Annotated in this window: 11 protein-coding genes; 2 read left to right on the top strand and 9 right to left on the bottom strand. The window is 62.7% G+C overall.

The window, feature by feature from the left end:
- Window positions 1-3: 3 nt before the first annotated feature.
- The 5 genes from K1X11_RS18030 to K1X11_RS18010 all read right to left on the bottom strand — a co-directional run bounded on the left by K1X11_RS18030 (window position 4) and on the right by K1X11_RS18010 (window position 15,063).
- The gene (locus K1X11_RS18030; RefSeq protein ID WP_221030553.1) at window positions 4-8,622 is read right to left on the bottom strand and encodes a hypothetical protein; all 8,619 of its coding nucleotides are present in this window, start codon (window positions 8,620-8,622) and stop codon (window positions 4-6) included.
- Window positions 8,619-10,466, bottom strand: coding sequence for a hypothetical protein (locus K1X11_RS18025; protein ID WP_221030552.1), 1,848 nt, complete (start codon window positions 10,464-10,466; stop codon window positions 8,619-8,621). Before K1X11_RS18025 ends, K1X11_RS18030 begins: the two co-directional genes overlap by 4 nt.
- Window positions 10,463-11,326 carry a hypothetical protein gene (locus K1X11_RS18020; protein WP_221030551.1) on the bottom strand — a complete coding sequence of 288 codons (864 nt, stop codon included), beginning with the start codon at window positions 11,324-11,326 and terminating at the stop codon, window positions 10,463-10,465. Before K1X11_RS18020 ends, K1X11_RS18025 begins: the two co-directional genes overlap by 4 nt.
- Before the next feature lie 53 nt (window positions 11,327-11,379).
- Window positions 11,380-13,593 (bottom strand): tail fiber domain-containing protein, encoded by a 2,214-nt coding sequence (locus K1X11_RS18015; RefSeq protein ID WP_221030550.1) that lies wholly within the window; start codon window positions 13,591-13,593, stop codon window positions 11,380-11,382.
- A gap of 930 nt (window positions 13,594-14,523) precedes the next feature.
- The gene (locus K1X11_RS18010; RefSeq protein WP_221030549.1) at window positions 14,524-15,063 is read right to left on the bottom strand and encodes a hypothetical protein; all 540 of its coding nucleotides are present in this window, start codon (window positions 15,061-15,063) and stop codon (window positions 14,524-14,526) included.
- Window positions 15,064-15,407: 344 nt separating this feature from the next.
- Between K1X11_RS18010 and K1X11_RS18005 the strand changes: the two genes are divergently transcribed.
- The gene (locus K1X11_RS18005) at window positions 15,408-15,833 is read left to right on the top strand and encodes a hypothetical protein (protein ID WP_221030548.1); all 426 of its coding nucleotides are present in this window, start codon (window positions 15,408-15,410) and stop codon (window positions 15,831-15,833) included.
- Here K1X11_RS18005 and K1X11_RS18000 read toward each other — a convergent pair.
- On the bottom strand, window positions 15,827-17,254 hold the full coding sequence (locus tag K1X11_RS18000; RefSeq protein WP_221030547.1) for an arylsulfatase: 1,428 nt from the start codon (window positions 17,252-17,254) through the stop codon (window positions 15,827-15,829). The genes K1X11_RS18005 and K1X11_RS18000 overlap by 7 nt on opposite strands.
- Window positions 17,255-17,351: 97 nt before the next feature.
- Window positions 17,352-17,864 (bottom strand): asparaginase domain-containing protein, encoded by a 513-nt coding sequence (locus K1X11_RS17995; protein WP_221030546.1) that lies wholly within the window; start codon window positions 17,862-17,864, stop codon window positions 17,352-17,354.
- 133 nt (window positions 17,865-17,997) lie between these two features.
- Between K1X11_RS17995 and K1X11_RS17990 the strand changes: the two genes are divergently transcribed.
- Window positions 17,998-19,710, top strand: a complete 1,713-nt coding sequence (locus K1X11_RS17990; RefSeq protein ID WP_221030545.1) for a potassium channel family protein — start codon at window positions 17,998-18,000, stop codon at window positions 19,708-19,710.
- Window positions 19,711-19,741: 31 nt separating this feature from the next.
- Here the strand turns inward: K1X11_RS17990 and K1X11_RS17985 are convergent, their stop codons facing one another.
- Window positions 19,742-20,782: a D-alanine--D-alanine ligase family protein gene (locus tag K1X11_RS17985; RefSeq protein WP_221030544.1), complete on the bottom strand. Its 1,041-nt coding sequence runs from the start codon at window positions 20,780-20,782 to the stop codon at window positions 19,742-19,744.
- Window positions 20,779-21,801 (bottom strand): putative zinc-binding metallopeptidase, encoded by a 1,023-nt coding sequence (locus K1X11_RS17980; RefSeq protein ID WP_221030543.1) that lies wholly within the window; start codon window positions 21,799-21,801, stop codon window positions 20,779-20,781. Before K1X11_RS17980 ends, K1X11_RS17985 begins: the two co-directional genes overlap by 4 nt.
- Window positions 21,802-21,847 lie beyond the last annotated feature (46 nt).

Genomic DNA, 21,847 nt, shown 5'->3' with positions numbered 1-21,847 from the left:
GGCTCAGTTTCCGGAGTTGGAGTAGGTGCGGAGGAAGAGCTCGATGTCTTTCACGCTGGCGGCGAAGCGGTTGAGGCCCTCGTGTTCGTCGCTGAGCAGGGTGTAGGCGGGGATGACGAGCTTCCAGCCGCCGTTCCACACGCTGCGACCGACCAAGCGGGAGCTGGTGAACTCCGCCGGCACGGTTGAGTAGAAGAAGGCCGGGTCGTCCACCGCACGGAAGGCCTGGTGTTTACGCAGGATCCACGGCTTTTCCGAGAGGGTGTCCGTCGCGCTGAAGAACTGGCTATCGGAGAAGTCCGATCCCCCGAGGTTGAACGGCAGCGGCAAGGCCTGATCATGCACCGTGAAGGCGCGCACCTCACCGGTGTCCCCCAAGGGCGGCGCCAGCATGTAATCGGTGCCGGTGGGCAACAGATACAGGTAAGGCGTGGCGGCGAGTGCGTTGGGATCGGTGGCGTCCGGTCCGGGCTGGCCCGGATCGCGTTGAGCATAAGCGTCCATGCCCACGTAGTCCCGCAGCACGACACCCACGCTGAAGATCTTGGTGGCGTAATTGGAGTCGGTGAAGACGTGGTCCCCACCAGCCAGCGGATGGCCGAAGAAGTTGTAGCCCTTCTGGATGAGCGAGGAGAACGGGATGATGATGCCCGGCACCGCGCTGCCGTCGCCCTTGCCCACGTTGCGGGCGTAGGCCGCGACATCGGGATCGGCCATGATGTCACTCACGATGTGCTGCTCAAGGGTCTGGCGCCAGGCGGTGTCGCCATCGACTTCCGAGGAGAGGCGGAAGAGCTCACGACGCAGCGAGAAGACCGTGCCGTTCGTATCCGGGTTATTGATACCGAGGCGCGGCTTGGCCACGGCCCAGTCGGCCTGCAGGCGAGCCATGGTGCCGGCCAGACCGGCGTCACCAAACTCACTGACGGTAGCCTGCGGGGTGCCGCCGGTCAGATCGCCGAGGGCGCGGGAGGAGACGATGTTGTTGATCGCCGTCTGGCCCGTGGTGGTGCCCAGCAAGCCGGTTTCGTAGTCGTAAGCCTTGGCCGCGAGGTAGGTGTAGCGGGCGGCCAGATCGTAGAGGGAACGGTATTGCTCCAAGGCCTCATTGCGGAAGGTGCGGAAGGTGAGGTCCTTGGTGCGGTAACCCTGGATGTTGGCCGCGGCGCGCTTCCGGAAGGTTTCACGCTGCGCCAGCAAGGTATTGCCGGTGGCGATTTCGTTCCGCACCCGCTCATTCGCCTGCTGCAGGGCGGTCGCCAGCTGAGCAGCTTCGAAGAGGCTGGAGGAGAGCTCATTGAGGGAGAGCTGGAACTCGTAGAACGCCTGGCGCTCCTCGTAATCGAACCCGAGCCCGAGGATTTCCGTCTCCGTGATGGCGGCGATCCGCTCGGAATCGATTCCAGCCAAGCGCGCGCCACCCTGCAGTCCTACAGAAGCGAGCTTTAGCCCCCCATCAATGCCAGTGCCCCAGCCTTTCAAAGCTGAGCGAAGCGTCGACGTGAAGTCACTTGACAATCCTGCAGATTCTGGCGGCGCGATCGACGCTGCCTCGAAGGAATTGTATACGATATCACCCGTAGTGGCCAAAAGCTCGGACGTGCTTTCGAGATCCGCCTGCACCCGGCGAAGACGGAGAATCTCAGTAGTTGCGTTGGCCTGCTTCGCCACAATTTCGGCGTGGAGGTGGGCCAACTCTAACAACAGATCGAGTTGTTTTGCTACCTGTAGTCGTTTCAGGCGCAACGCGTCACCAGCAGCCATAAATTCCACTCGTGCTTGGTAAGCTTCCACCAACGCGATCTGCACACTGCCGATGGTAGGACGCAGACCCATAGATTGGCCGCGACGGAACTCATCGGAGAATTGAACCGTTCGGTCGGGCTGGATGCTGACCGTTTGTGGGGTCAGGTTGAGGGAGATACTTTGAACGGCCGGATCCAGGAGATTGAGGAAATCGGTCGACAGCTGAGGCACATCCTTCGGCAGGGTGATCGAGATGTCGTAGGTGCTGCCTGTATCCACCAGGTCGGTCGGGCGATCGACCACATACCAGAGGTAGAGGTCGGGACCGGCGTAGCCTTGAGCGTAGGTGCGACCGGCGCCGATTTCTGACGGATACGCCTGACCAAAGATGTCGATCAACGCGACTTCGAAGGCGAACTCTTCGTCCACGATCGCATCGTTGAGCGACTGGATTTGGTTCTCCTGATTGCGCAGCAAGCGGGTCATGCGGGCGGCTTGGTCAAAGGCCCCCTTGGCATTCACCACCGAACGCAGGGCGCGTTCGTAGATCTGATCGAAGTGCGAATTGCCGGCCTTCAGCTCGCTGGGCGAGATGTCGAAGGCGATGGCATGCGGGCTGAGACCGAGCGGGTTCAGGTGCGCATTCGCGTTGTCCAACTTGGTCTGGAAACTGTCCGCCATCGTCGGGAGCTGTGAGAGCTCAAGCACGGTGGAACGGTCGATGACCTGAATGCCGGTATGGTCGGGGTTGTCGTCCTGTTCCGGCAGGATGGAGTTGCCAATCACCCAATTGTAGTAAGCGCCTTGGGTGGCTCGGGAGGTCCATTCATCAAGGCCCCAATGACGCGTGATACCGGTGCGTGTATTCGTGGCACCATCACGGAAGTGGGACCAGCCGGCGCTCGGGTCATCACGATAGCTTTGGCGATGCGTCAGCCCCACCACTTGCTCTGCAGTGCGCGCGAGATTTAGCGCCGCCTGGGCAAACTTCCGTTCGTCCTGGTAGTCGATCTGGATGGATTGGCCGAGCACCGAAACCGCTTCGGAGCGAGGCTCCCAGGTTAAGTTGGGGTTCTGCAGCAGACCGAGATATACGCTGAGCGCGGTGAGGTAGTGACCGTAAGCATCACCGTGCGCCTGCGGGAACATGCGGTAGGCGTCGGCCGCATCGACCACACCATCAGCGGTGGAGCTGCCGGACTTCTCCGCGATGTTGTAGTTGGCCGCGTAGAGGGCTTCGCCGGAGTTGATGCCACGGGTGTAGTTCCAATACAGGCGATTGTAGGCCGGGGAAACGGTGACGCCCGGCGAAAGGAAGTCATCGCGACCGCGCAGCAGGGCGAGCTCCTCTTCCAACACGCTGGTAACCTGCCCTTCGAAGGAGAAACGCGAGGTGTTCACTTCGGTGACCGTCGAACTGTCGTCGATCGAGATGGTCGGGTTGGCGGCATCGGCGAAGGCCTCGTTACCGAGCAGGGTGTAGAGGTCGTTCAAATAGCCAGCGGCCAGCAGGAGCGCGTCGTTGGCTGGGGCGTAATCAAAGCCCGATTCGATACTCAGCATTTTGCCGCGATTGAGCACCGTCTCGTAGATTTCGATCAGGCCGAAGTCCTGGATATTGGCCAGGTTGAGCGAGATGTCGCCCTCCCAACGCGTGCCGGCCTGCGTGAGCAAGGACACGTCGGTATTGATGGCATTGTTGTAGAGGTCGGTGACGCGCTGGTTGAAGGGATTGATGCCGGCGAGCACCCGCTTGATCCAGCCCTCGACCAGCTTGGGCTGCGTCCAACGCGACCAGCCAACCTCACTTTGATTCGAACCTTCGGCGAGGATGTTGCCCGTGTTGATCTTGGGGCGGTAACGCAGCGTGAAATAGTTGTCGGTGAGGACCAACAAGGGACTGCCAAGAGGAGCGGTGGGCGAACCGCCCACAATGACCTGCGAACTCAGCACGCCGCTGGGGGTCTGCCAAGTGGTGGAACCGGCCACTTCGTCGGTTTCGGTGGAGGCATGCAGACGGAAGTCGAAGGTCGAAACGGCATCCTCCGCCGAGCCGGAGAACAGCGCGACTTCAATGCGGTTGGTTCCGGCCTGGAACGCGTTGGGGTCCACTTCAAATTGGTGCGTGAGACCAGAGCCCACCAAGCCGGTGGAGCTGCTAAGGTTGGCAAAGCTATCCGGCGCGTTGTAAGCAATTGCAGCTGCCCCATTCACGTAGAGCACCAGACCCGCGTTGGTGTCGGACAGGTCGGCGCTAAAGATGATCCGGCCGGGCACGCCACCGGAGAAGTCGAGGGCGTTCGACTTGCGGGCCACCAGGTCGGGTTGGGTGGCGACTCGCGAATCATCGGTGTTGATGGCGCGGTTGTGCGGCAGCGAGTAAACATCGCCCGCCGCGGCGTATTCGGCCGCATTTGGCAGGTTGTTTTCCGGATTAGGCACAATCAGCCAGGTGTCACTAGCAAGCGCGGTCAGTGCATAGGTATAGACTGCGGGCGCGACGCCATCGACGGGCGGCGCGTAGCGCCATTCAAACTCGTAGTTGCCGGGCTCGGCGGCGAAGTCGCCGGAGTGACGCAGCGAGACCATTTCATCCAGCGGGTTACTGGAGGGTTCGACCTTCAGCTCGCCGGTGTAAAGACGCGGAGCGACCTTGAAGACGGCCGCGCTGACCGGCTCACCTGCCGGCGTAAACGCCTCGCCGTCGCCGAAAATGAGCGACACCCAACCACTGCCCTTGCCGGTGGCGGTGAGCGCATAGTTGACCACCGCGGTATCTGAGTCCGATGGCTGGGCGAGGACAGTCGGACCGACCGTGACCGGGGAACCGTCAGACACGTAGGTGCCCGGTAGCAAAACGTCCTCCACGAACGTCTCGACTACGGTGTTCAACTCGTCGATGGCACTGTCCCACTTGCTCTTGTTGGTATCGGTCGTCTGACACAGAGCTTTGAGGGCCGCGACGTCATCGATGCCTAGAACATTCAGACTCACGTAGTCTTCGCCCGCGATTTCATCGACGAACTCGCCAAGGAAAACCAAGGCGCCGTCGGTGCCGCGGTTGCCATCGAAGAACACCCGGTTCTGCAGATGCGGCGGCAGGCCTTGGAAATAGAGGCGTCCCTGATAATCGGAGGTCAGCACCGAGTCGGGAATGCGGTCCAGTTCGTTGAGTTCACCCAAGGCATAGGATTTTTCGCGAATCGGGTCGTGCAGCGTGACACTGGGCTGCGCGTTGCCGGCGTGAGCGATGGACTGTTGATAGAGCAGTTCCACGCTGGTCTGGGTGAGCACGGCGGGCAGGCCAAACTTGGGCAGAGTCAGCGTCTCCGCGATGCGCAGTTCCGGGGCAAGCTCAGGCCAGGCCGGACGATAGGTGATGGTCAACGGCGTGCCCGTGACCGCGTCGCCTTGCGGCACGCCTTCGGCGAGCGGACGGAGGTAGGGCAGGACGGTGCCGACGGCAGGTTGGGTAGCGATGCCCGGCACGTAAAAGTTCTCCTGCATGAGGTAGTAGAACTGCATGCCCAGGGTCGGTCCGACGATGGCCTGCGCGGTCGCGCCCGTGCCTTCGCCACCGGAGATCTCGATCGTCGGCGCACTGGTGTATCCACTGCCCAGCGCGGTCACTTCAATCGCGGTGACCTCACCGTCGGTGACGGTGGCGGTCGCCGCAGCTCCACTGCCACCGCCGCCCACAAAGGAAACCGTCGGAGCAGAGGTGTAGCCAGCACCGCCGGACGAAATCGCAATGGAGTTCACCGGTCCGGCGCCATGCGGACCGCGGTAAACCCAATCGTAACCCTTGCGGTCCTTGAACGTGAAACTGTCGTAGGCGGGAGGGGCATTCTCAGCTGCGGCCAAGTCGGTGATGGCCGGGACCTCCTCGTTCACCACATCGCCATTCGCATTCACCGGTAACGGCAGGATGGGCAGCGGCATCGGGGGCTGGAGAATGGTGCCAGCGGTCACCGGATAGTTAAATTTCCAGTCATTCTCCGTGCCTGCGCGATCCAACTCCCGCTCCACCCTGAAGGCACGCATGGCCGGGCGACCGTCTTCCAAATCCGTGTAGTCGAGCAACACATACGGCTCGGAGGTATAAACGGAGGCGTTGGAAGACGTGTTGTTGAGGTCATCCCGCAGCGCGTAAAGTCGACCGCCAAGCGCCACCGCGTGCTCTTCATTGGGGTTGAAGCCGACCTTGGTGCGATCGTTCTGCACATAGAGGCTGCCGGCGATCTCCGCAGACGCCAGGCTGCCACTACCCTCGTTGGAGGCCAATACGATCAGCGCCGGATCCTCCGGGTAAGCGAGGTTGTAGGTGCCGATCTTGGCCGGGACATAAAAGGGTTGGAACGCGGGGTTGGCCGGCACCACTTCCTTAAACCACCAGACCTTGAGCACGTCGTCTGCCGGCATGGCGTTGATCGGAATGATCGCACCAGTCGCGGCCTCTTCCACCCCGACATCGAAGGGATCGACGTAGGCGCCGACATTGTAGCCGGTGCCGGCCGCAATGTAGCCGGCAATCTCGTGACCTTCCGGAGCATCGATGCGCTCACCGACCACCGCGTCGGCATAGATGGCGTTTTCGGCATCGCCTTCGAGGAAGCCCAGGATCGTGACCTCGGCAGTCGCGCCACTGCCGCCGCCGCCGGAAATCACCACCTGCGTATCCGCAGTGAAATTACGCCCGGGATCGGTCACGGTGATCGACACCACCACGCCATCGACGACCGTGGCGACGGCAGTCGCGCCGTCGCCGCCGTTGGTGAAGGTCACCGTCGGCGCTTCGGTGTAACCGCTGCCGCCATCCGTGACGGAAATCCGGCGCACGCGATCCTCCAACTGAGTGAACAAGCGCACATACCAGAGCTCGTTGGTGCCGCTGAATTTGAGCAGGGAGCGGTTCAACCCATCGGCCCCGGTGAACTGCACAAACAAACGTTGGGAGGAGGAGTCGATGCGCGCTTCGCTCTGCGCGGGGTCATCCTGGAAGATGATCTGCGGTTGTTGCCCGCCGGTAAAAGCCAGTCCCGTCGCCGGCGTGCTACCCAGAGTCCCCACGGTGTAGTGGGCGTATTCGGTGACGTCGTCCGGCCAGATTTGGCGATAGTGACTGCGGATGCGCGGCCAATAGATACCGAGGTCCGGAGCGTTGGCCGCACTCTGGAAGTGGATCGCCGCATCGGACTCCTCCAACCAATAGAACGCCACCCGATCAGGGGACAGGTTTTCGCGCTCGGCGAAGTATTCGATCACGCCGTCGCGTCGGGTAATGGAGCCGTAGAAGGTTTCGTTGTTGGTCGAGACGGAGTTGACCGGATAGGCCAGCCACTCGGCATCCTGCTCAAGCGGCAGCAAACGGCCACCTGCAGTGCGCGGCGTAAGCTGGTCGCCCAAATACACGTCGGTGGCGGTCGGAGAGGCGACCCGCACGACCTCCAGGATGTCGGCACCGAGGAACTCATGCACCTCACCCCCACTGCCTTCTTTGATCGGCCCCAGATACTCTACGAAGATACGACCTTCGCGGTTGTAGGCATGCAGCTGGCCGATGCCGCTCGACTTGTCGAACCAGAGCGTGCGGCGTTCCGGCGGCAGGCTGACGTCCGGAGATTCGGATGCCCCCACGCGGGTGTATTCTTTGGCCACCAACGCCGGGAAGAAGGAACTGAAGACCGGGTTGATCGTTTCGATCTTGCCCAAGGGGATATTGATGAGCGGTCCATCGAAACTCCGCTCGGTCCAGTAGATCCGGCGGGTGGGTTTGGCCGTGGTGGACGAAACAGTAAACGACTCCTGACGGAAACGGTATTTGGCGGTTTCCGGCTCATCGGCCGTCGTGATCGGCAAGCGCGTCACCCACGTGACGCTCACCCGCCCCGCCTGCGTGGCAAACACGCGCTCGGCGTGGGGGCTGAAATAAAACGAAGACTGTTTACCCAGCATTTCGGCAACAGCGCCGGTGCCACCACCGCCGGAGAGGGTCACCGCCGGCAGGGAGGTGTATCCAGAGCCGGTGTTGTTGAGCAGGATGTTCGTCACCACGCCTTGCGAAATCACCGCGGTCGCGGTGGCGCCTGAGCCGCCACCGCCGGTGATCGAAACGGCCGGCACGGAGCTGTATCCAGATCCTCCCGACGTCACTTGAATGGACGCCAGCTCCAGCGGCAGCGGTGTGTCGGTCGTGGAGGTGGCCGTTTGGGAGAAGGTTTCCCCCACTTCGACCGGCTGGGCGCGCCAGTAGTTGGGTCCGGCTGGCGTGATGCCGTCCAGCTGGGTGGCCGGGACCGGTATCACATCGCCGAGCAGGAAGCGCGGCACGCCCGCCGCAAAGGTGCTGCCAATAGCGGAGCGTTGCAGCACGAGTCCGCCGTCGCTGGAGGGGTAACGAACTGACACCACCTCATTGGCCGCCACCGCAGCGGATCCACCGGAGTTGCTGGCTATGCTCGCAAACTGGGACGTGGTCACCGGCGGGTTGAGCCCGTCCGGCACCGCCCGGAAAATCACCCGAGCGGTGGCTCCCGTGCCCCCGCCTCCGCTGAGGGTGACGGTGGGAGGATTGGTAAACGAATATCCGGAACCGGCCGCGTTGATCGTGAATCCGGTGACTTGGCCACCGGACACCGTGGCGACGATAATGGCGCCACTGCCGCTGCCGCCACTGAGAGCGACGGTCGGCGCAGAGGTGTAACCACTGCCACCGTTGGTCACGGCCAGATCGGCGATGGTGTCGGCTTGGAACAGCCGATTTTGCGTCGAGCCACTCATCTCGTATTGAGCGGAGGCGCTGCTGGCACCAACAGCCCCAAGCAAGGCCGCGGTGAACAGGGAAAGTCGGATGCGATGGAGAGTTCGAGTGATCATGGCGCCGCGGTGGTCGTGATGCTGCCGAGTTCGCTGACCCGTCGGAGGATGAAGGTGCCGGACACCGTGATGCTGGTGGTCGAAGTGCCATCAGACATCTTGGCGCGGCGCAGGCCGGAAAGGGTTTCGGTGTAGTCACCGCCGATCACGCTACTGCCCCACCCTTGCGGACTCGTTCCTTCCGGAGGCGAGGCCGTGAAGGCGAAGCTCATAGCGCGGGTGATCGTCGGGCTTTCCTCGCCCGCCGGGAGCATCGCATCGAAGCGCGCGTTCCGGTTGTCATGGTCCGGGTGATACGTGTGCACGTAGGGATTGGTGGGGGCGTTGAATCCGATCGTGATCGTGCGGGTGAGCGTCTGGCCGATGGCGACGGAACCGGAGCCCACCACATCGTCCGCCACCGTGTCGGGCGGCAGGTGCGCCACGCTGAGACGTTGCGCGTTGGCTTTGTCGCTCGCCAGCAGGGCCCCTTCGACCGTGGCCAAACCAACGGCGTTGGGGTTCGAGGTCAGCGTGCCAATGAAGACCTGCGAGAGCAGTCGGGCGGTGCCGTCGTCGGCCACATGCACGATCAGTCGCAGCGGGAAGTCACGCCCGGTGCCGGTGCCCTCCGCACCCGGCACATGGCTTTGCACCTCGGACACCAGCGCCTCGCCCACCCAAAGGCCGGCCATGGAGGAGACGCGGGCGGAGACCGGCAGCGTAACGTCCATGAGGTTGCCGCCATCGGTGAAGCGCAGGAGCGACGCGTAGAGGGAATCGGTGGAGCCCACGATTTGGGAACGATCCACGCCGAAGCTCAGTTCGACGGCAGACTGCGGTCCGATGGTCACCGGGATGTCGCCCGAGACGGCGTTAAACACATAGGCGGACGAGCCGGTATCAAACTCGCGGAAGGTGAGCGGCACGGGCGCGGCGATCGCTTCCTCGCCGACGGGGGCGGCCGCCGACGTGACGGGCGACACGGTGAGGTTGAGCGCACTCGCGGTGCGGTTGCGCACGCGCACGGTGATGAGCGAGCCGGTGCGGCCGTAGTGGAGCCCATCGAGACGCGACGGTGTGACCTCCAAGGGCGCGTAGAAGTTGCCCACCACCGGGGCCTCAAACCAGTAAGCCTTGGTGCGATCCAGGCGCTCGGAGGACGGCGAAAACACTTGGATCGGGTTGCCCGGACCGAGCGGACCGCCGTCGTATTTGTAGATCTTGGAGTTGCTGGCCGTCGCCACCGGGAAGGTGGCGAAATAGGTGGAGAAGAGCGGGTAGTTGCCGCTCAAACGGGACGGAAAGCCGAGCAGGTTGGCGCCGTTGCGCACCCACGAGTAGCGGGGCGGCAGAACGCGCTGGGTGATCGTGACCGTGGAGCTGTCACCGGCGGAGCCGGAACACTCGACGAGGTAAGCGGACTGGCCAGGTAGCGAGTCCAGCGAGTCGCTGTCGCCTTCGGCGCGGGTCCACACCTGCCACTCCGGCGTGCCGGTGGTGGGCAGCACCGAAGACGTGCCGATTTGGATCGGGTTGGGATTGGGGTTCCAACGCCAGACCGAGATCACGTTGCTCGACTCCGGGAAAATGGTTTCGAGGGACGCGTAGTCGGCTTCGCCGTGCAGGTAGATGGCGTTCCAACCGCCCTTGAGGTGGTAGGTGACGGTTTCCCACTGGGCCTGCGCGGAGGTCGCGCCGACCAGCACGCCGACGGCGAGCGCCAGCCGGCGTAACGCCCGACCCACACCGGCAGGATGATATGCTTGTGGGTCGGGCTTTACGCCCGACACCGCGGTTGGCCCGGAGGCGGCGCCCCCCGCTGAATAGGCCGAAAACTGGGAGGTGAAACGACGTAAGTTCATCGGACCGTGATGCGGTAGAAGCGCTGAGCGCCGGGTTCAGTGACCACGTAGATCGGCAGGATATCCACCACCGTGGCGCGGGAGTAATCGGAGTCCTCACCCGTCGGAGACAGGCGATGAGGGACGGGCGTCCAGTTGACCAGATCGGTGCTGGATTCGATGGCGTAAACCTTCCCGGTTATGGCGAAAAACTCGAAGCTCACCAGAGCGTCGGTGCGGCCGGTGATGATGAGCTCAAAGCGTTCCGCCGCGTCGCCCGCGAAGGTGCCGGCCAGATACTCGAGGAAGTTGCTCGTGCCATCTCCGTCGTAGTCGCCGTCGCGCGTGATGTCATCGATGTTCCAGCCGTCATCGCCCGGGCGGAAGCCGGCTTGGTAGAGTTGCCACTCCTGCCAGGCATCGGGCAGACCGTCGCCGTTGGCATCGGCACCGATGTTGAGATCGAGCCGCACGCGTTCGCCGCCCTCACCGGCGCGCAAGGTGCCGTCGGCTTCGATGGGGTAGAACGTTTCGCCATTCATCTCCACCGCGAGGGAAAACAAACCCTGCCGCGCCACCGTGCGATCCGAGTAGGTGCGGGTGTTGGCCCGGCCCTGCTCGATGCTGATGTTGAGCTCGTAGTTGAGGTCGAGGCGCAGGTCACCGGTGATCGGGGTGCGCCCGATCTCGATGCCGTCGCGTAAGAGAATCACATCCGCGCCCTCGACATCGAGGGCGGTGCCAACTTGGTCCCGCACCACCCCAAAGAGGGTGTAATAGGGCGCCGGCGGAAAGGCGGTCAGCGACAGCCCGCTGCCGAGGGCCAGGCCGACGGCAGCGAGCAGGCCAGTCCAACGCGCTCGAGTGCTTGAAGCGTTCATAGGCACAGCGTGAGGGGTGAAGGGTAACGCGGGTTGGGCGTAGGCAGGCGGGCTTACTCTTCGTCCGATGAGGAGGTCGTTTTGGCCGTCGCGGGCGTCTGCGCCACGTTGCCGGCGCGCAGCATTTCTTCGATGGCGGTGAGCTTCAGCTTCCAGTGACGATTGCGCTCTTCGAGCGCAGCCACCCGCTCGGCCAAAGCTGCATTCGCGGCGCGCAATTCAGCGATCTCGGCGTCCTTCTCGCGCTTGATCTCTTGCGTCGCGGAGACGTTGAGCATCGCGATCGCATCGTAGTCGACCACACGCAGATCATCGACTTCCTGACCAAAGACAAAAACCTCCTTGGTCTCCGGCGGGAGGTCCACGCGGAAGCGTCCTTGAGCGACCTCCCGCACCTCGAAAACACGATCGATCTTGGATTTCTTTTCGTCGGACGCGTCATCGATCAAGCGAACCCGATCACCCACCGCCAAATCGGTCTCGATCGAAACCCAACCATCGGCGACGGCTGCCCTTTGGTAAAAATTGGGAATGACTCCCGTGTTCTCGCTGATGGCTTGGGGGAACACGGTCTCCACCTGCTGCGCGATCACCTTCTTTTCCGACGCCATTCCCCGGCCAATCGTGTCCTTGAGATGATAATCCGTCACGCGCAGCTCCATGAGGGTGATCAAGTCACTGGCGCTATCAGACACGCCCTCGATAACCTTCACGCGCTCATCCGAGATCGCGTTCACTTCTTCACAAACCACGCGACCATTGGCCCAAATCGAAATGTTGCCCGACTCACCGGATACAAGATTGCTTCCGCTTCTGGCGAGATACCGGTATTCCGGCAGACCCATGGATACCGAGTCGACCACATGAAGCGGCACTTGGGGATTCGTCGTGCCAATACCCACACGGCCATATTGAAGAACCACGTGATCCCAAAAGCCGATCTTTCCTCCGCCCGGCATTTCAAACATGGCGAGCTGGGTGTTGGAGGCCGAATCCGTTTGGCCAAACAAATTCCCCACATGGAGCTGAAGCTCAGAGTGTCCACTACTTGAATACAACTTAATCGACTCGGTGCCCCCGGCACCGTTTCGGATCGTCAACTGACCCGACGGTCCCGAATTGATGCCCACCCGACCATCACCGAAGATCGTCATCTGCTCAGACCACGAATTGGCCCCATCAATCTTGCCGAATACGATTCCGCCCGCAGCCGCCCCCGGTTGGTTGAGCAGGTAGGTCTTCTTTTGGCTGTTATCCTTGTTCCACTCCAGCCAAGCGCCCTCGGGGTGAGTCAAGCGCTGGCCCGTGGTGGAGAAGCCTTTGTCAGCAAAGGCCGAATTGAAGAAGATCACGTCATTGTTGCCGTTGATCAACTGCGCGCTCGGCCCGTTGCCCGAGCCAAGATAGAGGTCGCCGCCGTTACCCGTGTGGATCCAAGAGTGATTGCCATCACCGAACGACTTGATCTCCAAGCCGACCTCCGTGTCCGAACCCGACATGAGGGAAAAAACGGTGTCGAGCACACTGGCCCCACCCACCCGCATGGATCCCGCGACATCGAGCTTCGCGGCCGGGTTGGCCGTGCCGATGCCGATGTTACCGGAATCCGTCGCAACGAAGTTGGAGTTGCCCACGCGCATGCTGCCCGCGACATCGAGTTTGGCGGTCGGATTGGCGGTGCCGATACCGACGTTGCCATTGTCCGCCGCGACAATGCTGGAGTTGCCGTTGGAACCGACGACCTCGGCGTATTTCGCCCGCACCGCATAAGCCGAACTGACCAGGCGTTGGCGCGGCGCGATTTCCGGATCGGCCGCGCTGGAACCGTCATCGATGGTCACGCCCAGATAACGATCGGGCGAGTTGAAGACCACGGCGGAAGTCGGCGTCAGAGTGGGAGGACCTTTGCCGGATTCATCGAAGCCCAAAGGCTGATCCGACACGGCTGAGCCTTGGCCGATGAGCACGCTGAACTCGCCGTCCGAGATGGTGACCGTCTGCGTCTCCGCGTAGATCAGATCGGCGGCCGCGCTATTGGTCGGATGCGTCCAGATGCGGAAGGTCACCGTGCGGTTGATGGGAGAAGGACTGGCCCCCAACGGATTTCCGGAAGCATCGGTTACCTTACCTTGGTAACTGAGATAACCCGGCACCACGCTGGTGATGGCCTGAGCATGAGACAGAGTCGCCAGCAGCCCCAACGCACCGAACAACACAAGGAGTCGGCGGATGAAAAAACCACGGCGGGATAGGATGGGCAGGTGCATGTTCATGAACGGTGTCGGCTAAAATGGGCTGAGGTGCTGAAAGCGGAGAAAAGAGAGGGGAAATCGCTGCCTCCATCAGTGCGAAGCGGTGGAGACAAATGGGTCACTACAAAGCCAATTAGCTGCACTTTTCCTGATAATAAGCTGCTAGCAAACCGGTTCAAAAACCACATGTGGTTGCCTATCATCACCTTGAAGTCGTCAGAAACGAATGCAGCGCGCCCCTCGCGGGGTATATACACTCGCCGATGCACAAGTGCCGTTTGCGATAGGCATAGAGAGGCGGGGCGTTGAAAGCGGAGAGAGCAGAAGGAATAGCCGCTTCCAGAGGGCATTATCCGGGGCGACTAGATGCAGAGGACCTGCACCCAAACAGGGCTGCTCCCCTCCCCAAGCCCAAGCCTTAAAGACCTAGGCGGCGCCTCTATTCGGCCCCCTAATTGTAGGGTCATTCGCCCTCAACATTGGGTAATTCTACTAAGTCCGTTTGAATCTGGAGCCGACTCGCCATGGCTTCGGACATCCCCCCACGTGGCCAATCCCCACCGTATCAACCGGTTAAACCGGCCCCAATGCAGAGAAGTAGCTGCGCTTGAGCCCGAGGCGAAGGCGCGGCCGAACAACCGCCATCGAGTCGACGCGGGTTCGCTGCGCTCCGCCGCGGCTCCCGCACAGGACTTCCCTTGCAACGCTCCCTCTCCCGAACCTGAGCCCATCCTCGTCCGCGGGCCTCTTCCCCCCATAAAAGAAGTTGGCCGGTCACCTACCCCTAAGTGACCGGCCATTTGCTTTCTTAGTTACCCCAAAATGTCCCCGCTAAGCGGGAACAGGACAGAGCATCACGCACCCTTTCGTTTTTGTCAAAATCGACGGTGAGGAAGGATTACGTAGGCTTTTTCCGCCAGCGGTTCGCAATTCCCCTACTTACACTCAGCCACACTGCGGCGCGGTGCCGACGGCCTGATGGTAAGCCTGATGCAGCCGCAGGGTCTGACAGGACGCCAGCTTTTGTCCCAGCTGCGCAACGAGATACAAACCCACCGCGATCAACGCCATGCCCCCGGTCACCCACAGGCCCCACGGCGACTGGCCGATGAAGAGCTGAGCGCAGCCGTAGATCGCCGCGAACATTCCGAGCAAACCGCACATCACGTAGCCGTAGATGAAAAACGCCCACACCTCCAACTCCGGTCCATACACGCCACGCACGTGGGTGCAGCCTCCGTCCGCCGCATCGATGCTGAGGTGCAATCGCGGCGACCAGCGGTGGCGTTCCTCACCGCAGATGTGGATGCCCACAAATCCGTCGTAGGTTTTCACTTCAAAAAACGTCGTGTCGGCGCCAAAGGCGGTGAGCAGGCGTTCGCGCACCTCCTCGGGGGAATCCGGCAGAATCTCTTCGAAGCGCGGGCGGATGCGAAAGCTGGTGGTGGGGCTGGAAGCGGGACGAGCAGGGATGGCAGAGCTCATGGGGCGTTGAGCGGAACGGGGACAACAAGGGTGGGGTGATCCATGCCGTAGCGGGAAATCACCAAAACCCAAAGCCTAAATCCCGCCGCTGCCGCGCGCGTCGCGCTTGGCCAAAAAGTTGGCCGGTCGCCTACCCCTAAGCGACCGGCCATTTGTTTTCTTGGTAACCCCAAAGTTCCCGCTAGGCGGGAACGAACGCAAAGAGGCCCGCTCATCCGCTCCCTGTCAATTCGAGCAGAGCAACAATTGCGTGACGACACTCCGCGCCCGCCCCAGCCCCCACTACGCAGTTTCCAAGCTTTCCCTGCCGCGGCGAATGCGCTTTGCCATCCGAGCACTGGCCCATGCCCGAAAAACCGTCCCCCGACTCCACCCCACCCCCGCCTGATCCCGGGACCACCCGCTCGCCGTTCAAGCTGAAACCGAAGACCGACTTCACCGTCACCAACCCACCCATCCCGCGCGGCGAAGCCTCCCCCGATCACGATGTGTGGGCCCTGCGCCAAGCCGCCGGCGACGGCACCCGCCCGCCGCTGCCGGGCGACGATCCAGACGCGCTGGAGTTTCCCGATCTGGAGCCCATCGAAATCCGCCCCAGTCGCCGCCGCCGGGACTACTGGTTCCTCATGATTCTGGGCAACAGCGTCCTCGGCCTCATCACCTTCTTCGGCTGGGGCAACCCGTTCCTCCAGGCCTGCGGTCTCGGCGGCATGGCCGCCTACACCCTGTCATTGACCTGGGTGATGTGGTTTGTGATCAGCCGCTACTGAGCCGCGGGCGGCGGAGGTGGTGGAGGTGGCGGGGTGCCGCGCACCTGCCAACGCGGGTCGGGGCGGTGCGCCGCTTGCATCAACTCTTCGAGTTCGGCGGCGACGGCGGGATGTTCAGCGATGAGGTTGGTCGTTTCACCAATATCGTCGGCCAAGTTGTAGAGTTCCAGGGGCCCCTCAAACAGCCCACGCCGCACGAGTTTCCAATCGCCCCGCCGGATGGCCTGTTTGCCGCCCTGCTCGTAAAATTCCCAATACAGGTAGTCGTGCTTCGCCTGCGTCGCGTCCGCTTCGCCCAATAGCGTCGGCACCATCGAAATCGAATCCAGTCCGGCCGGCGGCTCCACCCCGGCGAGGTCGGCGCAGGTCGCGAGCACATCGCCGAAGTAGCCGATATGGTCATTCACCGTGCCGGCGGGAATCCGCCCCGGCCAACGCGCGATGAGCGGCTCCCGAATGCCGCCTTCGTAGAGGTCGCGCTTGATGCCGCGCAAGGGTCCGGCGGGACGGAAGCGACGGATGTCGAAACCGCCTTCGTCATGCGGACCGTTGTCGGAGGTGAAAAACACGATCGTATTTTCGTCGAGACCGAGCTCCGCCAAGCGATCCAGCAGACGACCCACGTCGCGGTCGAGTCGGCTGATCATCGCCGCCTGTCCTTTGGCCGGAGTCGGCCAATCGCGGTCGGCGTAGTCGCCGTAGTCCGGCACCTCCTGACCGTCGCCGAGATCGTTGGTCGCCTCGTTGTTGGCGTGCGGAATGGTGGGTGAGAGGTAGAGGAAAAACGGTTCGTCACGCGGTTCGCTGATCCACGCCAAGGCATCGTCGAAAAACAGGTCGTGGCTGTAGTCGACGCGTTTGATGGCGTAGCCGCCGTGGTAGTTGGAACCGGCGCGCTTGGCCACCTGCACTTCATTGCGCAGCGGCACCTGCACGCGCTGGCGCCACAGGTAAACCGGGTAGTAGTTGTGGGCCTGAGTCTGGTTGGTGAAACCGAAGAAATGGTCGAAGCCCTTGTCGTTGGGGTGTGAGGTCGTGTCGGCTTCACCCAGGCCCCACTTGCCGATGAGTGCGGTGTCGTAGCCGGCATCCTGCAATACGGCGCCCACCGTGACATCGTCATCGCCGAGGCGCTGGATTTCTTTGCTGGCGTTGCCGCGCACACTCACGTGGCCGGTGTGTTGTCCCGTCATCAACACCGCTCGCGACGGCGCGCAGACCGAGGCCCCGGCATAAAATTGGGTGAACCGCATGCCCTCGGCCGCCATCTGATCGAGGCGCGGCGTGGCGATGAGTTCCTGCCCGTAGCAACCGAGGTCGCCGTAGCCGAGGTCATCGGCCATGACGAAGATGATGTTGGGGCGATCAGCCGCCGCTGCGACGGCCAGGGTCGAAAGAGCGAGGACGGCCGCGACGGCCATCCGACGAAAAGGGGGTAACATGCCGCCTAAGCTGCGCACGCGCGGTGGCCGTGTCCATCGGCCAAATCTGCCGATCTGTCAGACAAGCGCCCGAGGCTCAGCCGGCGATCAATTCGAAGCGCCCCGCCTCGCGATTTTTGCGCACGCGATGCGCCGGCCACAGGCAGCCGTTCATGGCGATGTAAACGCCCGGCGGCAGCGCCTGCAGTCCGCCCACCGCACAACCGAGATTGAAGAGCGCATCGTTCTGCCGAAAACGCGCGGGCAACATCGAGCCGGTGAACACCACCACCTTGTCGGTCTGTTCGCCGAGCGCCTTGGCAGTCTCGGTCATGGTGTCGGTGCCATGCGTGATCAGAATGTGTTTCTCCGGCGCGGCCTCCACGCGTGCCCGCACCAGCGTCCGGTCCTCATCGGTCATCGCGAGGCTGTCTTTGCGCAGCACGCTCTCCACCACGAAGTCAAACGCCACGCCTGCCTCGTGCAGGATCGCTCCCGCCTGCGGCTCGCCGATCTCGTAGTCGCTCTTGGCGTCAAAATAGACCTTGTCGATCGTGCCACCGATCGCGAGCACCCGCACCGATTGAGCATAGGGAGAACTGGATTCCATACGCCCAGCCTAAGGGTCCGGGCTCCGGCGCAACCCCAATCGCCGAGACCGGCCGGTTTGGGTTGCCGCCGCCGTGAAGCCTCTCGCACCTTTCCTCGCAACGGCGTCCCCGCCGCCCCCTCCCTGCCCGAGCATGAAAGCCATCGGATCCGTCCTCACGACCTTCCTCGAAAGCCGCACCAGCCGCAGCAACCTGCTTACCTTGGGCAAGCTGTTGCTCCTGTTGGCGATCCTGGTGGGCGCGTTCACGGTGATCTTCCACATCCTGATGGAGCGGGAGGGCCAGCACTACTCGTGGATCACCGGCTTTTACTGGACGCTCACCGTGATGAGCACACTCGGGTTCGGCGACATCACCTTTCACACCGATCTGGGCCGTGGGTTTTCCATCATCGTGCTCGGCACCGGCGTGATCTTCCTGCTGGTGCTACTGCCCTTCACCTTCATCGAGTTTTTCTACGCTCCCTGGATGAAAGCCCAGGCGGCGGCCCGCGCCCCCCGGGAACTGCCGGCCGAGACCGAGCGCCACGTCATCCTCACCATGCACGGGCCGACCACCAAGCTGCTTACCCGCTTGCTGGAGAAGCACCACTACCCGTTCTACACACTGGTGCCCACCCTGACCGAAGCGCTCGAGCTGCATGACCGTGGGGTGCCCGTGGTGGTGGGAGATTTGAGCGATCCGGAAACCTACCGCCGCCTACGCGTGGATCGCGCCGCCATGGTCGTCTCCACCTTGAGCGACGTCATCAATACCAACGTCACTTTCTCGGTGCGCGAGGTGTCCGAATCGGTGCCCGTCATCACTTCGGCCCGCTCGTCAGCCGCTCGCGATGTGTTGGAACTCGCCGGTGTCAGCCACCTGCTCTCCCTCAACGACATGATGGGACAGGCGCTCTCCCGGCGCGTGCTGGTGGGCAACTCCATCGCCCAGCCCATCGGCAATCTCGGCGAACTCGTCATCGCCGAAGCCAGCGCCCACGGCACCTCCCTCGAAGGCCAGACTCTCGCCGCTTCCGGCCTGCGCAACGACACTGGCCTGAGCGTCGTCGGCGTATGGGACCACGGCAACCTGGTGCCGCCCTCCCCGGCGTTCACCTTCGACGAAAAGACCTTGTTCATCCTCGCCGGCACGGTCCCGCAGATTGCCACCTACAACGCGATCTACGCCCACACCGCGCCGACCGATCCCGACAAAGCCGCCAGCAAGCCCAGCGTCGTCATCGTCGGCGGCGGTCGCGTCGGCCGGGCCACCGCCCGCGCCCTCGATGAACGCGACATCACCTGGTCGATTATCGAAAAGGACGCCGGCCGCGTGGAATTTCCCGAGCGCACCCACATCGGCGACGGCGCGGAATTTGAAGTCGTGGTGAAGGCCGGCATGCACGACGCCACTTCCATCGTCATCACCACGCACGACGACGACACCAACATCTTCCTCACCATCTTCTATCGGAAGCTGCGCCCGCGCACCCAGATCATCAGTCGTTGCACCCACGAGGCCAACGTCGCTCGCCTCCATCGCGCCGGGGCCGACCTCGTGCTCTCCTACGCCTCGATGAGCGCGAATGTGATCTTCAACCACCTGCGCGGTGAGGACAACCTGCTGTTGGCCGAGGGAGTGAGCGTGTTCACCGCGCCGGTTCCCAGCGCGCTCGCCGGCCGCACCCTGGCCGACTCCCAAGTGCCCACCCTCACCGGTTGCTCCATCCTCGCCATCGATCGCGACGACCGTCGCGAGCTGCAACCCGGCCCGCAAAGCATCCTGCCCCCCGGCGGTAAACTCGTGCTCATCGGCTCCGTCTCCGCCGAGGAGAAATTCAACGAGACTTTCCACGTCGGCTAGCCTGCGGCCCGGCCAGCACAGACGGGGCGAGCTACAACTGCTGCCGGTAGTTCAGGCCGTTGCGCAGGATCGTATCGAGCAGGTCCTCGTAACAGAGTCCGGCCGTCTCCACGCCTTCCGCAAAATCCTCGCCGTAAGCGAGACAAGGATTGGGATTCGCCTCGAGCAGGTAGAATTCGCCGTCTTCTGACATGCGAAAATCCAACCGCGCGTATCCAGAAAGGAACAACGCGCGGTAAATGCGTTTGGACAGCGCGGTGATGCGGCGGTGTTGCTCCGGCGTAAGCTCCGCCGGACGCGTTTCGAGACCCACCTGCTCCTGGTGCGCGTAGCTCCACTTGAGTTTGCTCGTCGCGATGTTGGGCGCGCCTTCCGGCAACCGCGTCATGATGAGCTCCCACGGGGTGAAGGTCTGCAGGCGCTCGTTGCCGATGATGCTCATGTAGAGCTCACGTCCAGCGATGTATTCCTCGGCAATGGCCGGGTTGCCGGCCTGGCGATGAATGAGGGCCACGCGCTCCTCGAGCGCCGCGTCATCGCGCACCACCGAAGCCCGGGAAATGCCCACCGACCCTTCGTCGATGAGGGATTTGACCAACAGCGGAAAGTGCAGCCGTTGCGGCCGCTTCACTTTCCGTCCCGGCCGAAAGACGCCAAAGGCCGGCACCGGGATGCGATGATGCGCCAGTATGCGTTTCGACAGCGCCTTGTCGTGCGAGAGCGTGAGTCCACGGGGATTGCAACCGGTGTAGGGCACCTTGCGCAGCTCGAGAAAACTCACCAGGTGCTGGTCGTAGAGCACCTGCCCGTCGAACTCCTCCAGCATGTTGAACACGATGTCGGGCTGCACCGCGTCCAACGCATCGGCCAGCACGCCGAGATCGCTATAAACGCCCACGCCATGCACTTCGTGCCCCATCGCCTCGAGCGTGACCTTCACGTCATACTCCATCTTGAAGGGCTGGATCTGTTTTTCGGTCAGACCCTCCACTGAATCCGGCGGAACGAGATCCTCGTGCATCAGCGCGAGGATTTTGAGGGGTTTGAGGTGGCGGCGTTTACTCAGACTCATACGGCGATCGGGAAATATCCCGCATGGGCAACGTGCATCGTATGCACCGTGAGCATCAACAGCATTTGCTCTCGCGTCCGCGTGGGCGACTCCCGCAGGCGCAGCTTCATCTGCCTACATCGCTCGATCATGTTCTTCAACAATTGGTCGATGGTGTAAGCCGGCACGCCGGACGCCTCGGAGACTTTCCGACTGAATTCGCGGCGATGGGTGCGCAGAAACGCCGACGCCGCCGGGCGCGTCGCGCTGACCTTCTTCCCCGTATCCACTTCGAAGATACGGCGCAGATCGCGATCGTAGTAGCCGGGCCACTCGACCGAGTAGTGATCCCGCTTGCGCTCGTAGTGCTCTGCCAGGGTGACTTTGGCTTCACGCAGCGGCTCGATCTGCCGGCGGGTGCGCACCGGGGCGGTCTGGCCCGCCAGTTCCCCCATCAACTCGTCGACATAGAGCAGCTTCTCCAACGCCGGCCAACCGGCGTAACGTTTGCGCCACGGGTAACCGGGCGTGAGCCAAACGGCGAAGGTCTCGGCAAAATCCTCCGCCGGGTGTGCCTGCGCATACCAGCCATTGAGGTGGTGCACGTAGCGCTTGCTCGCCGGCCGCGGTCGGTAGGCATCGGGATAGGGATCGTTGAACGAGCCAAACAGCTCCTTCCAACGGTGCCGCCGGTGCAGGCGAAAGGCATTGTCGATCGCGTGTCCGGCTTCGTGCCGCAGGATGCGCATGCACTGGCTTTCCGTCGCCCCCTCGGCTTCGAGCATGAACTGCCGTTCCAGTCGCACGAGGCGCGGATGCGCCAAATAAAACGGCACCGCGATCCCCGGCACCCCGTCCGGCGTGAACCATTCCTGGCTCAGCCAAAAATGCGGGCGAAACCGCAACGCCTTTGCCTCCAGTTCCTCGTAGAGCCGGTGTTTACGCTCTTCGATGATGCCGCCTTCGATGCGCAGCGGGAGATCGCAGAGACGGGTCTGCAGCAATCGGGCTTCGGAATAAAGGTGCCAGCGGCCGGGCATAACGCGGGGTAGAGGGAAGCGCCACTGTGTTAACGCAAAACGCGTT

The sequence above is a fragment of the Actomonas aquatica genome (assembly GCF_019679435.2).
In the GTDB taxonomy this organism is placed as follows: domain Bacteria; phylum Verrucomicrobiota; class Verrucomicrobiia; order Opitutales; family Opitutaceae; genus Actomonas; species Actomonas aquatica.
Note: the sequence above shows the minus strand (reverse complement) of the source record. Positions and strands in the feature narration are given on the sequence as shown.